The following is a 14,743-nucleotide window of genomic DNA, read 5'->3' on the forward strand; positions in this document are numbered from 1 at the left end:
CGCGGCGGGGCCCCGGCACCCACAAAAAACCCCCCCCCCCCCCCCCCAACCCCCCCCGGCCATCCCCCGGGAACCCCGCCACCAAACCGCCCCCCCTCCATGGGAGGTGCGCCGTTGTCGTCGCTGGGCGTTTTCCGGTTACAGCAGGATCGCGCCGCTACTCGGGCTGCCTTCCTTGGCGATCGCCGAGTACGCGGCGGCGAGCAACGCCGGATCCGGGCCTTCGAGGCGGCCCGGCTTGGCAAGGCCGTCGAGGACGACGAAACGCAGGACACCGGAACGGGTCTTCTTGTCGGTCTGCATCGCGTCGAGGAGCTGCGGAAGCGCGTCGGCGTCGTAGCCGGTCGGCAGGCCGACGCTCTGCAGGATGGCGCGATGGCGATCTGCGGTGGCGTCGTCGAGACGTCCGGCGAGGCGTCCGAGCTCGGCGGCGAAGACCAGGCCCACCGAGACGGCGGCGCCGTGCCGCCAGCGGTAGCGCTCGCGGCGCTCGATCGCGTGACCGAGGGTGTGGCCGTAGTTGAGGATTTCGCGCAGGCTGGCTTCCTTGAGGTCGGCGGCGACCACGTCCGCCTTCACCTGGATCGCGCGGCGGATCAGTTCGGGGAGTACCTCGCCCTTGGGGTCGAGCGCGGCCTCCGGGTCGGCCTCGACCAGCTCGAGGATCACCGGGTCGGCGATGAAACCGGCCTTGATGATCTCGGCCATGCCCGCGACGATCTCATTGCGCGGCACCGTTTCCAGCGTCACCAGGTCGACGAGCACGGCAGCGGGCTCGTGGAAGGAGCCCACCAGATTCTTGCCCGCCTCGGTATTGATGCCGGTCTTGCCGCCGACGGCCGCATCGACCATCGCCAGCAGGGTGGTCGGCACATGGACGATATTCACCCCGCGCATCCAGGTGGCCGCGACGAACCCGGCGAGGTCGGTCGCCGCGCCGCCGCCGAGGCTCACCACGACGTCGTTGCGGGTCAGTCCGATGCGGCCGAGCACCTCCCAGCAGAAGCCCGCGACGGCCAGGTCCTTGCCCGACTCGGCGTCCGGGATCTCGATGCGATGCGCGTCGATGCCGGTGTCGGCGAGCGCCTTTCGCACGGCTTCGGCGGTTTCGGCCAGCGGTGGCTGATGGAAGATCGCGACCGTCCGCACGCCGGTGGTCGCGCCGGTGACCGCTTCGACCAGTTCGCCGAGCAACCCGCGGCCGATGATCACGGGATAGGGGTCGGCGGTGCGGACCTGGAGTCGGGTCGGCTCGGTCATGTGTGCTCCGATTCTGTTCGTGCCGTGTGTTTGATCGCTCGCGCGCGAGCGCGTCGGGCGCGAGCGCGCCGCGACCGGCTGCCCGGTGTCGGTGTGTCGCCGGACGTTTCCGTCGGCGCGGGTGTCGGCTCGGTGTTGTCCTGCTGCGGCGGTTCGCCCTGGGCGGCCCTGCGGCGCGCCGCGGCGCGCGCCCGTGCCGCACGGCGGGCGCGTGACCTGCTGGTGCCCTGTGGATTTCCGGCGCCCTGTGCTTTCTCGTTGCCCGGTGCCGTCTTCTGCGCGGTGCCCCGAGCGGTCGTGCTGTCTGTCTCAGCGGTCGCCGCTGCGTCGGGCTCCGTGTCTTGCGGCAGGACCGACTCCATGCCCAGCTTCGCCATGATCATGCGCACCACACGCCCAGGGCTACGACCGTCGGTCCGCACCCGGATCGAGGCGACCTCCCGGTACAACGGCCGCCGCTTGCGCATCAGCTCCCGATACTTCGCGCCTGGATCGGCGCCGTTGAGCAGTGGTCGTCCCGTGCTCGCACCGGTGCGGCGAAGTCCTTCGGCCACACTGATTTCCAGGTAGACCACGGTGCGGTTGCGCAGCAGCGCCCTGGTGTCCTTGGACAGCACGGCGCCGCCGCCGAGCGAAACCACCCCGCGCTCGGCCAGGATGGCGCGGCGCACCACCCGTTCCTCGATCTTGCGAAACTCGGGTTCGCCGTCGGTGGCGAAGATCTCGGGGATGGTGCGCCCGGTCTCGCGCTCGATGCCGATGTCGGTGTCGTACAGCTCGACACCGAGTTCCCTCGCGAGCTTGCGGCCGATCGTGGATTTCCCCGCTCCGGGCGGTCCGACCAGCACCACGCGCGGTGCGCGCGGATCGGTCTGGACGATCATTGCGGCACGTGTGGGCGGGCGCTGATGCGCTTGATGTAGCTGGTGATGTTGTCGAGGGTCTCGGTCAGCGAATCGCCGCCGAACTTCTCCAGTGCGGCCTGCGCGACGACCAGCGCCACCATCGACTCGGCGACGACACCCGCGGCGGGCACCGCACACACGTCGGAGCGCTGGTGGATGGCGACGGCTTCCTCGCCGGTGGTCATGTCGACCGTGGCCAGCGCGCGCGGCACCGTCGAGATCGGCTTCATCGCGGCGCGGACCCGTAGGGCCTCGCCGTTGGTCATGCCGCCTTCCAGGCCGCCCGCCCGGTTGGTGGAGCGCAGCACGCCGTCGGGACCCGGCTTCATCTCGTCGTGTGCCTGGCTGCCGCGTCGGCGTGCGGTCTCGAAACCATCGCCGACCTCGACGCCCTTGATCGCCTGAATGCCCATCAGTGCGGCGGCCAGTCGCGAGTCGAGCCGGTTCTCGCCGCTGATGAAGGAGCCCAGCCCGACGGGCAGCCCCTCCACGACGACCTCGACGACGCCACCGAGAGTGTCGCCGTCCTTCTTGGCGGCCTCGATCTCCGCGATCATCGCGGCCTCGGCGTCCTTGTCGAACGCGCGCACCGGGCTCTCATCGATGGCGGCAAGATCCTTCGCGGTGGGCGCCAGACCGGTGGTGTTCGTGGCGGCTCCGATGGAGATGACGTGCGAGACGACCTCGACACCGAAGGCTTGCCGCAGGAAGTTGCGAGCGAGGGTGCCCGCCGCGACGCGCGCGGCGGTCTCGCGGGCGCTGGCCCGCTCCAGCACGTTGCGGGCGTCGTCGAAGTTGTACTTGAGCATGCCCGAGTAGTCGGCATGTCCGGGTCGTGGCCGGGTGAGTGGCGCATTGCGTGCCAGATCCGACAGCTCGGTCTCGTCGACGGGGTCGGCGGACATGACAATCGTCCACTTCGGCCACTCGGAGTTGGCGATCTCGATCGCGATGGGTCCACCCATGGTGCGGCCGTGGCGCACACCGCCCACGATGGTGACCTTGTCGGCCTCGAACTTCATCCTCGCGCCGCGCCCGTACCCGAGCCGACGGCGCGCGAGCTGCGCGGAGATCTCTTCGGATGTCACCTCGACACCGGCCACCATCCCCTCGAGGATGGTGACGAGGGCGGGACCATGGGATTCTCCGGCAGTTATCCAGCGCAACACGCTGTCCATCTTCCCATGTCGGCGCGGGTGCTCCGGCACGCGGCCCGGCGTGATCAACGGCACGGTCGCCCCTGCCGCGACATGGCCACCGGACCACCTGCCGTCATCGGCCAGGTTGTCGCAGTGAGAGCGCCGCCGAGCTCGAGCCCGGGTGGAGCGGTCCGGCGTGTCGGGCGGCGTCAGTCGGCATGCGCCAGCGCCAGCATCGTCGCCAAGCACATCGCAGGCCCGTGCGGCACCGTGACCGCGGTGCGGTCGGCATCGGTACGCATTCTCCGGACCGTCAGCGCCACGATGCCGACAGCGGCGGTGAGCGCCGGTGCGACGAGCGCTGCCGCCACCCAGGCCCGCGCGCCGCCGAGCGCGGCCACCGCACCCAGTCCGATCGCGAGTTTCACGTCGCCGGCGCCGAACGCCCCTGGCGACACCAGGTGCACCAGCAAATAGGGGATCGCCAGCAGCGCCGCACCGAGCAACGCGGTTGTGAATTGTGTTGTGAACAGCGCGTATCCGAACACGATCAGCGCACCTGATCCGGTGAGGATGTCGGGCAGTCTGCGGTGCCGGATATCGATGACGGTGAGCATCGCACACCAGGCCACGAGCAGGGTGAATGCGGCAAAGTCCATGGCTACCAGCCTTTGTCGGGCGCGGGCGCGGATCAAGTCACGGGCCCGAAATGTTGATAGCCGATCGATATGTGAACAACCGCTGGTCCGCTCGGTGTCGCGGCTGGCTGACCGCGAACTGCTCCGCGGTAATTGTGCGGGGGCAGAGTGGATTTCGGTTCAGGCGTATTGCGGCGTTTGTCCGTTCCCTGCGGCACCCGCCCGACCACGGCATCGTCCGCGGCGTATCCGCCCATCGCCGGTGTACGTGTTGGGTGTCGCCGGGACGCGTGTCGGCGGTAGCTTTGACATATGTCTGCTGATCACGCGGGCCTCGAGCCCGACTACGCGGCGCGTCGCGGTGCGCTGCGGAGTCTGCTGGTGGAGAACGAGGTCGATGCGCTGCTGGTCACCGATCTGGTGAACATCAGGTACTTGACGGGATTCACCGGGTCCAACGCCGCGCTGCTCGTGCACTCCTGGGATATGCGCAATGCCGAGGAGCGCACGGTGATCGGCACCGATGGTCGATACCTCACTCAGGTCGCCGAACAGGCGCCGGGCCTGCGCGCCGAGATCGCACGGGCCACCGCCCGCAGGATCGTGGAGCTCGCGGGGGAGTGGCAGCTGGGCCGGGTCGGCTACGAGAGTCACATCGTCACCGTCGATCAGCACCGCGGTTTCGTCGAGCAGTGCACCGGTCTGGAGTTCGTCGCCACACCCGGCCTCGTCGAACAACTGCGCATGGTGAAGGACGCCTACGAGGTCGAGCAACTGCGCGTCGCGTGCGCCGCGGGCGATGCGGGGCTCGCCACGCTGCTCGAGCGCGGCGGGCTGCGGCCCGGCCGCACCGAAAGGCAGGTGGCAAGGGACCTCGAGTGGGCCATGTTCGAGCACGGCGCGGCGGCGGTGGCGTTCGAGACGATCGTGGCGGCGGGCGCGAATTCGGCTGTCCCGCATCATCGGCCGACCGACGCTGTGCTCGCCGTCGGCGACTTCGTCAAGCTCGATTTCGGCGCGGTGGTCGGCGGCTACCACTCGGATATGACCCGGACCTTCGTGCTCGGCCCGCCCACGGACTGGCATCGCGAGGTGTATGCCCTGGTCCAGGAATCGCAGCGGGCCGGTCGCGAAGCATTGCAACCCGGTGCGCCGGTGGCCGACGTGGATGCGGCGGCGCGCGCGGTGATCGAGTCGGCCGGGCACGGGAAGCTGTTCGTGCACGGTCTCGGGCACGGGGTGGGACTACAGATCCATGAAGCGCCAGGAATCGCCAAAACCGGAACCGGTACACTTCTCTCTGGCGTGGCGGTGACCGTCGAACCAGGTGTGTACTTCCCCGGCCGCGGCGGCGTCCGTATCGAGGACACGCTCGTGGTGCGCGAGGGGGGCCCTGAACTGCTCACCAACACCAGCAAAGACCTGACCGTCGTCGACTGACGCCGGTTGCCCGAGACGTGGATATTACGAACGAGGAGATCCGAGGACAGTGGCGGACACCAGCGACTTCAAGAACGGCCTTGTGCTGAAGATCGACGGTCAGCTCCAGCAGATCATCGAATTCCAGCACGTCAAGCCGGGCAAGGGGCCCGCATTCGTGCGGACCAAGCTGAAGAACGTGCTGTCCGGCAAGGTTGTCGACAAGACCTTCAACGCGGGCGTCAAGGTGGAGACCGCCACCGTCGACCGTCGCGATATGACCTACCTCTACCACGATGGTTCGGACTACGTCTTCATGGACGGCGACACCTTCGACCAGATCTCGATCTCCGAGTCGACCATCGGCCCCGGCGCGCGGTTCCTGCTGGAGAACATGACCGTGCAGGTCGCCACGCACGAGGGCGCCCCGCTCTACGTAGAGCTCCCGGTCACGGTCGAGCTCGAGGTGCAGCACACCGACATCGGCCTGCAGGGCGACCGCTCCACCGGCGGCACCAAGCCCGCGACCCTGGAGACCGGCGCCGAGGTGCAGGTCCCGCTGTTCATCAACACCGGTGACAAGCTGCGCATCGACTCGCGTGACGGCAACTACCTCGGCCGGGTGAACTCCTGATCACCTACCGCCGCCATCGGGCCGCGGCAGTAGCGACGGCCCCGGTCACGCTGACGAAGCGTGACCATGCGGAGCCCCGCAGCTGCCGCGATCGGGTAAAGACGGGGATGATGTGACAGTGGCCGAACAGAAGCCCACATACAAGAAGCTCGGTGCCCGGCACAAGGCCCGCCGCCGCGCGGTCGACCTGCTGTTCGAGGCGGAGGCCCGCGATGTCGACGCGGCCGACCTGGTGTCCGAGCGCGTCGAACTGTCCACCCAGGATCAGGCCGTCGCGCCGGTGCACGCCTATACCAAGACCCTGGTCGAAGGCGTCGCCGACGATCTCGACCGGGTGGACGGCACCATCGAGTCCTACCTCAAGGACTGGGAGCTGTCCCGGCTGCCCGCCGTGGACCGGGCCATCCTGCGGATCGCGGTGTGGGAGCTCTTCCACGCCAACGATGTTCCGCCGGTGGTCGCGGTCGACGAGGCGGTGGAGCTGGCCAAGGAACTGTCCACCGACGACTCCCCGTCATTCGTGAACGGTGTCCTCGGCCAAGTCGTGCTCGTCGCACCGCAGGTGCGCGCCGCCGCCGCGGCGACGTTGGCTCCGCGCCAGGAGCCAGAGGCCTGAGATGGTGAACAAGTACCTGGTCATGGCGATGCGCAGGCCCAATTTCGACCCCGCCGTCGTCGAGCCGCACCGCGAGTTTCTCGCCGATCTGCTCGAACGCGGCCAGTTGGTCGAGAGCGGCCGCTTCACCGACGGTACCGGCGGTGCCTACGTCATCCACGCCGACAACCTCGACGCCGCCCGCGAGATCGCCTTCACCGACCCGGTCCACACCACCGGGTCATCGGAACTCACGGTCTACGAGTGGGAGATCGCCGTCTCCGCCTGACCCGAACGTCCGCCACAGCCGCGCACCCGCAAGGTGTGCGGCTGTTGTCGTTCGGCGGCCCGCCGAGCGGCAGTTGCCGGCGCGCACCCTGCGCTCCCGCTGGTGGGTGTACGGGCCCAGCGGGAGCAGGCCGCCGATGTGGGCGGTCAGTTGACCCTTGGCTACCAGGTCGGCCAGTGATTCCAGGTTTGCGCGGTCGGGTTCGACGAGGAAGGCACTTGCCCGTACACCGAGTTCGGCGGCACGTTTGTACATCCCGGGTGTCCACGCGGCCTGGGCGTTGATGAGAATGCCGCCTGGGCGCAGGGTTTCGAGTGTGCGCAGTGCGGGCTCTCCGCCGAACATCTGGATCGCGATGTCGATATCGCGAACAGTGGCCGGGACGTCGGTGCTCGTGTAGTCGATGGTTTCGTCGGCGCCGAGGCCGGTCAGGAATTCGTGTTTGGCGGCGCGTGCGGTGCCGATCACGTACGCACCGATGGACTTTGCGATCTGCACCGCGAGATGGCCGACACCGCCCGCCGCGGCGGAAACGAGCACCCGCTGCCCGGGCCGGACCTGCCCCACATCGACGAGCATCTGCCATGCCGTCAGTGCGGCGAGTGGCAGGGCGGCGGCCTGGGTGAAGCTCACGCCTTCCGGGATGGCGGCGAAGTGTCGTGACGGTGCGGTGACGTACTCGGCGTAGGCGCCTGCCGCGCGCGGGAACCACGGCATGCCGAACACGCGATCGCCCGGCTCGAAGCGCGTGACGCCGTAGCCGACTTCCTCGACCACCCCGGCGACATCCCAGCCGTTGACGAAGGGGAGGGGCAGCACATCGTTGTACGCCTTGCCTTCCCGGTTGTAGTGATCGACCGGGTTCACCCCTGCCGCAACCACTTTCACCAGCACTTCGGTGTAGGTCGGCTGCGGCCGGTCCACCTCGACCAGCTGCATGGTCTCGGGCCCGCCCCATCGCTGTTGCTGAATCGCGCGCATGGTCTGTCCTCTCGTACTGCTCGAATAAGTGGACACTCGTCCGATATGTTCCACCCGCCGACGAGTGCCGGGGGTTATCCACCGCGAGCCTGCTTGTGCGCCGATCCGGCATCCTGATTCGACATTTCCGGCAGGAATGGCGTCGAGTCGGTGGAGGTCGAGTCGACTTGAACCTCGAACTAAGTGGACGACTGTACTATTACTTCTAGGCGTAATTCTGTCAACATCGCTGAGAAGAGGGGGATCCCAGTAATTTCAGAGCAAAACAATGAGGACATTCGTCCTTCGTCTAGGATCGGTGCCGAGTGGAAGGCGGATGTGATGACGGTCGGAACCACGGTGGACAAGCGATTGGCGCGCGGCGAGCGGTCCCGGCGGGTCATCCTCGACCACGCCATGGACATCGCCTCCGTCGAGGGCCTGGAGAGCCTGTCCGTGCGCCGGCTCGCCGCGGAACTGGATCTCAGCAAGAGCGGCGTTTTCGCGCACTTCGGCTCCAAGGAAGAACTGCAGCTCGCGACGGTGCGCGCGGCCGTCGAAGTATTCGTGACACACGTGGTGAAACCGGCCCGCCGCGCGCCCGCCGGCCTGCGCCGGGTGTGGGCGCTGGCCGATTCCTGGCTGGATTACGCCGCGAAACCGATCTTCCGGGGCGGTTGCTTCTTCCTGTCCGCGGTCGCGGAGTTCGACGCCAGGCCAGGACGCGTGCACGACGCTGTCGCCGCTGCCCGCCGAGACTGGTTGCGCCTGTACGAGGCCGCCGTCGCCGAGGCTATCGCGCTCGGCGAAATCGTCGCCGATATCGACCCCGCAGATCTGGCCTTCGAACTCGACTCCATCGCCCGGGTGGCGGGCCAGGACGCGCTCCTGTTCTCCGATGCCGCGCCCTACGCACGGGCCCGCCGCATCATCTCCGCCCGGCTGACCGTCGTTGCCACCGCCGCCGCCCCCGCGATCCCCTCAGCACCCCGAGCGCCCTAGCTCACCCCGCGCGCTGTACCGCACAAGCTATCGCGCGCCGCCCGGCCCTGGCTTCGTCATGGGGGTGGCGCATGGTGGCGAGGCTTCCCGCGATTGGCCGCGGCTATGCGCCACTCTCCCCGGTGGCCGGGGTCAGCCGGTGAGCAGGAGGGCTGCTACCGCGGCTGTCGTCGCGGTGAGCGCCAGAGCGAGGCCGGTGAGGATGAAGCGCGGCATGGGGACGCGAACTTCGTGGGTGCGGCAGAATTCGAGGCACAGCAGCGTGGCGAGAGATGCCCATGGGGTGACGAGTGGGGCGATATTCGTGCCGATGAGCAAGGCCAGCAGCTGGTTTCGGTTCGCGTCCGGTACGACGGTCTCGCCCGCGGTATAGGCGGGCAGGTTGTTGGCCACGTTGGACAGCGCAGCGCCCGCTCCTGCGGCGCGGTATGCGCCGAGGGCGCCTGGGTCGGTGCCGATCAGCCAGTGCATCACCTCGGACAGTCCGAATCTGCTCAACGTGGGCACCACGAGGAATAACCCGACCACGAAAACCAGCAGCTGCCAAGGGATCAGCGACAGCCGCAGCACGGAACGGTCGAAGATCGCGAAGGCCGCCACCGCGATGGCCGCGGCGAGCGTGGCGGCGATGCCGATGCTATCGCCGACGAGCGGGATGGCCAGGACGAACAGCAGGCACGCGGTCGCCGTCGTGTACAGCAGCGCGCGCTGCCGCGCGTTCTGCGGGCGGACCGGTTCGGGCGGCAGGTAACGGTCGGTATCGCGTCGGCCGCGCCGCCAGTACCAGACCCACAGGCAGATCATCGTCGCGACGATCGACATCAGCTGCGGCGCCCACATGCGCGCGCCGAAGTCGGTGGCGTGCAACGCAATCCGGTCCGCGGCCAGCAGATTGGTGAGATTGGAGACCGGCAGCAGCAGGCTCGCGGTGTTGGCCAGCCACAGCGTGGTCATCGCCAGCGGCAGCGGAGGGATCCGGGCGGGCCTCGCGAGCGCGAGCATAACCGGTGTGAGCAGCACCGCGGTGGTGTCCAGGTTGAGCAGGATCGTGGTGGCGGATGCGAACAGCACACACAACCCGAACAGCGCCGGATAGTGGCCGCGACCCAGAATGGCGATGCGATGCGCGATGACATCGAAAACCTTGGCTTGCCTGGTGAGTTCGGCGAGCACGATCACGCTGCCGAGGAACAGCAGCAGTGGACCGATCCGGCGCATATTGTCGACGGCTTCGTCCTGTGGCAGTAGTCCGGTCAGCACGCACAGCAGTCCGGCGAGTAGCAGTCCGAGTCGGACCCAGTCCAGCGTGCTCGGCCGCCATCGCGGCGGTGGTGTGGTCGAAGGCGGGGTCCGCGCGGAGGAAAGCATCTGCTCGGGCACGCCCGCCATCATGTCAGCAGGGGCCATGGCGGTCGCTGTTCAGTGCTGGGACGACGAGAGCCGCACGCCGGGATGTGTCGCTCGCTCGCCTCGAATGTCTCGAGCACTGTTCTCCTGCAAGGTCTTTCGGAATGGCGCTGAGTACATTCGAGCACCCCCAAAACCACGGCCCGCTATTGACGGTGCCACCAACCAACGGTACGTTATGTGGGTCACGATCGGTGGTGTCGATAGCAAACGAGCATCGGTCCTCCTGTGGAGGCCGGGTCGGGCCGATCATCGCTGGGTTCGTGATGGCGTTTGCTCCTCCCGAACCAAAGGACGTGTCTCGTCATGGTCGCCATTAGCCTTGGGCTCGTATTTCTCTTCATCCTGGTGTCCGGTGGGTTGCGGTCCATCGAGGTCGGATGTCAGAACACGCAGAAGATCTATGTGCGGAACGTGTGGTTGTGCGCGGTGTTCTCGTATGCCGTTGCGCTGGCCGGATTCTTGATTTTCCTGGCGGTGTCGAGGGTGGTCGCGCCTTCGGCGTGGCCGACTCTCGACGACGTGCGAAACATGCCGTGGTGGGCGCCCTTCGGTGGCTTGATCGGCGGTGTCGCGGTGGTCGGCATGATCACCGTCGCCAAATATGTCGGCGTGGCAACGTTCAACGCGGTCGTCATCGTGAGCGAAATGCTGGTCGCGTTGGTGATGGACGACCTGGGGCTGATGGGCTTCGCCACCAGGGAGTTGACCGCACCCCGGGTGGTCGGCGCCGTCTTGATCACCGTGGCGGTCTATCTGATGGCCAGCGACTCGGCGAAACAAGAAACCACCCCGCTCATCACCGCGCCTGTCGAAGGGATTGTCCGATGACTACTGCCACCGAACCCGAGGTCGAGACCCGCACCGCGCTGCCGCGCTCGGCATTTGCCCTGGTCTTCGTGTTCCTGCTGATCGGCGGCGCATTGCGGTCCATCGAGGCGGGCTGTCAGAACACGCTGAAGTTGGCGCTGAAGAACGTGTGGCTGTGCGGGGTGGTTTCCTATGCGGTGGCCCTCACCGGCGTCGGCATCATTCTTGTTGTCGCGCTGCTGGTTTCGTCGAATCGGCAGTTGCCGACCCGAGCCGATCTCGCGGCCATGCCCAAGTGGGCGCCCTTCGGCGGTCTGACCGGCGGTGCGGCGATCTTCGCAATGATCACCGTCGCCTCCAGCGTCGGAATCGGCACCTTCAACGCCTTGATCATCGGCGGTCAGATGTTTCTCGCGACCGCGATGGACCACTACGGCGTGATGGGGTTCCCACGCCGCCGCATCAATGCCCAACGAATCGCCGCGTGCGCCATGATTATCGCGGGCTCCTACCTGATGGCGAAATACTGAGCGACCTGAGAGATTGATAGTCTCCTTCTTGCAACGTTGCCGCAGGCGAGGAGACCGACATGGCCGAGACGAAGGGCGCAGCGCCGGGGACCACCGAGCTGGCGGCGCTGCAGGCCGGTGGGTGCACGCCACAGCAGGCGTGGGAGCTCTTCGATCGTCTCCCCGCCGTGCCGACCGCGCAGATCACGACCGGACGTTGGCGCGGCGAGGAGTTGGACACCCGGCATCCGTTCGCCGGTGTGCTCGTTGCCTCGGGCTGGTACGGCAAGCAGTTCGACACCGCCGACGCCGTCCACCCGCTGCTGTTCGCGGATGAGACCGGAACCGTGTTCCCCGTCGATCCCCGCCGGGTCCCGCTCGGCCTCGCGGGCCGAGTGCCGCTCGCTGGCGTGCGGATGGCGCGCAAGTCGTTGCGGGTGATCGGTTCGGTGCTTCGAACCCGCACGCCCGCAGCACGTTTGCGAGATATCGAGTTTCGCGGTGTGCTGAGCGCGGGCATGATCTACGACCACCTGCCGATCATCGATCACTTCCGGCGGGTCGACGAACGCACCCTGCTCGGCGTGATGGATCTGCGCGGTATGACCGAACCATATTTCTTCGTGCTGCGCCGGGAGACCGTCTGACCCGACCTTCGAGGCGCCGTGTGCGCTCGAGGTGCGTCGCCCCGCCCAGCAGGTCGCCGACGGGCCATGTGCGGCGGTCGATCCGTCCCGAAACGCCTACGCGATAGCCAGCTGACGAGTCGGCCGCGAGCCGATCATCATCGGCGTGGCAGCGGCCGGATCACCCGGCATTCCCACCGTCGCCTGCCGAGGCACTTCGGCATGTTGTGGGGAGGCTCGGTCAGCCGATCGGCTCGGTCGGCGGGTCGGCAACCCAGCCTGCGACGACCGCGAGCCCGGTAGGGCGGTGCACCGCGATGAAGCCGAAGGGGCGGTCGAAGGCGACGGAGATGGTGGTGACGAGGCGTTCCGGCAGCAGAGCCGCTGCCCGTGCCATGGTGATTGCCGTGATGGCCGCGGCCTCGAAGCCGGTTCGAGTGAAACGCGCGAGCACTTCTTGTGCGCCCTGGGCTACATACAGCGGGTCGGGGGAGATATCGGGGAAGTGGCCGTGCGTGCTGTCGGTCGCGGCTGTCAGGCCGAACAACTCCGGCTGTGCGCAGAGATTGTGCGCCGATCGGATCTCGAAGGGCGGCAGGCGAACTTCGAGCAGATCGCGCCGCGATCGCCCGGTGCGGGTGCGTACCGCGAGACCGGGTCCGGTGGTCCCGGCGGGGAGGTCGGTGCGGACTGGCACCGCACCGGTCAGCGCGGCGAGGCCGGTGGCAATGACGTCACCGGGGGTTGTCGCACCGAGCAGTAGGTGCACATCCACATCGGCGGTCCCGGTCACGATTACCCGGGTGACAGGTGGTGATCCTTCGAGGATCGCGGCATCGGTGAGGCGACTGGTGACGCGTTGGAGGCCGGGTCCGCGCCGCCCTCGCCACGGGCCGGTTTCGGGCGCCAGCTCGGCGGCGGTGAACGGCGCTTCCCAGGTGGTCTTCGCCGCGAGGGCGGTGGCGAGGACGAGCACGGTGTCGTGCTCGATACGCAGCGGGAACTTCTCGATGAGTCCACCGGTGTGCCGCCGAGCCCATTCGTCGAGGACTTCCTGTTCGCCGAGTCGGTCGATGGTGCCCGCAGGCAGTCGCCGCATCCAATTCTCGTGCAGCGGCAGGTCATCACGAACCCAGAGGCCGAGCGCGGCGGACACGTCCTCGGCATCGGCCAGTGTGCGCAGCAGTTCCAACGCCGAGGTGGCCGCCGCCTCGGCAGGCACCCCGATTGCGGTTTCCAGCTCGGACCGCGCGGTTCCCTCCGCGGCGGCGGCGAGCAGTGCCAACAGCGGCCACACGCCAGCGCCGGATACGACGAAGTCGGCGGCGCCTGCCACGGCGCACCATCGCGCGGTGAGCTCATTGGCCGCGACCACATGCGGAGCCACAGATGTCTGCACCGCACCCACGATATTCGCCGATCGGTCCGAGCGCCGGTCTGCGCCGTCAGTGGTGTTTCGTGGTTGGCCGCCGGGTGACGGCCAACCACGGGCTCACGCCTCGATCGAGTCGGGACGCAGGATGATCTTGCCGATCGGAGCGCGCTCGTCGACGAGTCGATGGGCCCGGCCGGCTTCGCTGAGCGGAAGGATTGCGTCCACCAATGTGTCGAGATTCCCGGCGGCCGTACGCTCCAGCGTCGCGGTGCGGGCCTCGGCGACCCGAGCCAGCCACGCCGGGCCCGCGCAGCCGATGAGGGTCAGGCCACTGGTGAGCAGGTCGGCGACGCCGACCTGTGCCGGTGCGCCGGACAGCCAGCCGTAGCTGAGCATTCGTCCGCGCAGCGGTGTCATGGCGGCGAGCACCTCGGCGGCGGTCGCGCCACCGATCGAATCGAAGACGACGTCGAGGGTGGCGTCGCCGAGGGCTTCGCGCAGCCGGGTCGGCCACTGTGGGTCATTGTGATCGATCACCTCGTCCGCGCCGAGCTCCCGTGCCCTTGCGGCCTTTTCGGGACCGCCTGCGGTAGCGATGACGCGCGCCGCGCCGTATTCCTTGGCGAGTTGCGTGAGCGCGCTCCCGATGCCTGTTGCCGCCGCCTCGATCAGCACAGTCTCGGTGCCGGTGAGGGCCGCGGTCTCCAGCAGCGGGAGCGCCACCGATCCACTCATCAGCACCGATGCCGCCTGGACCGCCGAAACGCCGTCCGGAATTCGGACCGCGGAACCCGCGGGCGCGCACACCAGTTCGGCGTACGACCCGAAGCCCATGGTCTCCACGGCGACTCGCTGTCCGATCAGCTCGACATCGACGCCGGGTCCGACCTCGACCACCACGCCTGCCGCCTGGAAGCCGAACACCAGCGGCGTGTCGACGGGCATCGGGAACTGTCCCGAGCGCAGCATGGTCTCGGGGAACAGAACGGGAATCGCCTCGGCACGGATCACCAATTCGCCCGGCCCCGGCTGCGGCGCGGGAACCTCCCGGGCGACCAGCACTTCGGGTCCGCCGATGCCCGTCATTACGATTGCCTTCATCGATAACTCCATAACTTGACTGTCGGTCCAGATGTTGCGTAACAATATGGACCGGCGGTCAACTTGTCAATGAA

Annotated in this window: 15 protein-coding genes and 1 pseudogene; 8 read left to right on the forward strand and 8 right to left on the reverse strand. The window is 67.9% G+C overall.

The window, feature by feature from the left end:
* Positions 1–138: 138 nt before the first annotated feature.
* The 4 genes and pseudogenes from aroB to ACFU4Z_RS22115 form a co-directional block, all read right to left on the reverse strand.
* Positions 139–1,260 (reverse strand): 3-dehydroquinate synthase, encoded by a 1,122-nt coding sequence (gene aroB / locus ACFU4Z_RS22100; RefSeq protein ID WP_379065842.1) that lies wholly within the window; start codon positions 1,258–1,260, stop codon positions 139–141.
* Positions 1,261–1,625: 365 nt separating this feature from the next.
* Positions 1,626–2,144: pseudogene (locus tag ACFU4Z_RS22105) on the reverse strand (shikimate kinase); the annotation flags it as partial.
* Positions 2,141–3,334: a chorismate synthase gene (aroC, locus tag ACFU4Z_RS22110; protein WP_379065987.1), complete on the reverse strand. Its 1,194-nt coding sequence runs from the start codon at positions 3,332–3,334 to the stop codon at positions 2,141–2,143. The pseudogene ACFU4Z_RS22105 and the gene aroC, both read right to left, overlap by 4 nt.
* Before the next feature lie 179 nt (positions 3,335–3,513).
* Entirely contained in the window at positions 3,514–3,963 is a 450-nt protein-coding gene (locus ACFU4Z_RS22115) for a prepilin peptidase (RefSeq protein WP_379065844.1), read from the reverse strand.
* Positions 3,964–4,254: 291 nt separating this feature from the next.
* Between ACFU4Z_RS22115 and ACFU4Z_RS22120 the strand changes: the two genes are divergently transcribed.
* From ACFU4Z_RS22120 to ACFU4Z_RS22135, 4 genes are all read left to right on the forward strand, one after another.
* The gene (locus ACFU4Z_RS22120; RefSeq protein WP_379065846.1) at positions 4,255–5,382 is read left to right on the forward strand and encodes a M24 family metallopeptidase; all 1,128 of its coding nucleotides are present in this window, start codon (positions 4,255–4,257) and stop codon (positions 5,380–5,382) included.
* A 49-nt stretch (positions 5,383–5,431) separates the two neighbouring features.
* Positions 5,432–5,995 (forward strand): elongation factor P, encoded by a 564-nt coding sequence (gene efp, locus ACFU4Z_RS22125; protein WP_379065848.1) that lies wholly within the window; start codon positions 5,432–5,434, stop codon positions 5,993–5,995.
* 118 nt (positions 5,996–6,113) lie between these two features.
* Positions 6,114–6,611 (forward strand): transcription antitermination factor NusB, encoded by a 498-nt coding sequence (gene nusB / locus ACFU4Z_RS22130; protein ID WP_364901519.1) that lies wholly within the window; start codon positions 6,114–6,116, stop codon positions 6,609–6,611.
* Position 6,612: 1 nt separating this feature from the next.
* Positions 6,613–6,879, forward strand: a complete 267-nt coding sequence (locus ACFU4Z_RS22135) for a YciI family protein (protein ID WP_379065850.1) — start codon at positions 6,613–6,615, stop codon at positions 6,877–6,879.
* On the opposite strand, the gene ACFU4Z_RS22140 is transcribed toward ACFU4Z_RS22135, so the two are convergent.
* Positions 6,832–7,860 (reverse strand): NADP-dependent oxidoreductase, encoded by a 1,029-nt coding sequence (locus ACFU4Z_RS22140; protein ID WP_379065852.1) that lies wholly within the window; start codon positions 7,858–7,860, stop codon positions 6,832–6,834. The two genes, ACFU4Z_RS22135 and ACFU4Z_RS22140, sit on opposite strands and share 48 nt — an antisense overlap.
* 321 nt (positions 7,861–8,181) lie before the next feature.
* On the opposite strand from ACFU4Z_RS22140, the gene ACFU4Z_RS22145 reads away from it, so the two are divergent.
* Positions 8,182–8,841 (forward strand): TetR/AcrR family transcriptional regulator, encoded by a 660-nt coding sequence (locus ACFU4Z_RS22145; protein WP_379065854.1) that lies wholly within the window; start codon positions 8,182–8,184, stop codon positions 8,839–8,841.
* Positions 8,842–8,973: 132 nt separating this feature from the next.
* On the opposite strand, the gene ACFU4Z_RS22150 is transcribed toward ACFU4Z_RS22145, so the two are convergent.
* Positions 8,974–10,248 (reverse strand): SLC13 family permease, encoded by a 1,275-nt coding sequence (locus ACFU4Z_RS22150; RefSeq protein ID WP_379065855.1) that lies wholly within the window; start codon positions 10,246–10,248, stop codon positions 8,974–8,976.
* 306 nt (positions 10,249–10,554) lie between these two features.
* On the opposite strand from ACFU4Z_RS22150, the gene ACFU4Z_RS22155 reads away from it, so the two are divergent.
* From ACFU4Z_RS22155 to ACFU4Z_RS22165, 3 genes are read left to right on the forward strand one after another with little or no spacing between them, the layout of a single operon-like run.
* Positions 10,555–11,079 carry a DMT family transporter gene (locus ACFU4Z_RS22155; RefSeq protein ID WP_379065857.1) on the forward strand — a complete coding sequence of 175 codons (525 nt, stop codon included), beginning with the start codon at positions 10,555–10,557 and terminating at the stop codon, positions 11,077–11,079.
* Positions 11,076–11,588: a DMT family transporter gene (locus ACFU4Z_RS22160; RefSeq protein ID WP_379065859.1), complete on the forward strand. Its 513-nt coding sequence runs from the start codon at positions 11,076–11,078 to the stop codon at positions 11,586–11,588. Before ACFU4Z_RS22155 ends, ACFU4Z_RS22160 begins: the two co-directional genes overlap by 4 nt.
* A 59-nt stretch (positions 11,589–11,647) precedes the next feature.
* Positions 11,648–12,214 carry a DUF4334 domain-containing protein gene (locus ACFU4Z_RS22165; protein WP_379065861.1) on the forward strand — a complete coding sequence of 189 codons (567 nt, stop codon included), beginning with the start codon at positions 11,648–11,650 and terminating at the stop codon, positions 12,212–12,214.
* Positions 12,215–12,434: 220 nt separating this feature from the next.
* Here ACFU4Z_RS22165 and ACFU4Z_RS22170 read toward each other — a convergent pair whose 3' ends face one another.
* Both ACFU4Z_RS22170 and ACFU4Z_RS22175 read right to left on the reverse strand, forming a co-directional pair.
* Positions 12,435–13,592 (reverse strand): serpin family protein, encoded by a 1,158-nt coding sequence (locus tag ACFU4Z_RS22170; protein WP_379065863.1) that lies wholly within the window; start codon positions 13,590–13,592, stop codon positions 12,435–12,437.
* Between the two features lie 93 nt (positions 13,593–13,685).
* A complete protein-coding gene (locus tag ACFU4Z_RS22175) occupies positions 13,686–14,669 on the reverse strand; it encodes a zinc-binding alcohol dehydrogenase family protein (RefSeq protein WP_379065865.1) in 984 nt (327 codons plus the stop codon).
* Between the last annotated feature and the right edge of the window lie 74 nt (positions 14,670–14,743).

The sequence above is a fragment of the Nocardia sp. NPDC057440 genome, assembly GCF_042802915.1.
Lineage (GTDB): Bacteria > Actinomycetota > Actinomycetes > Mycobacteriales > Mycobacteriaceae > Nocardia.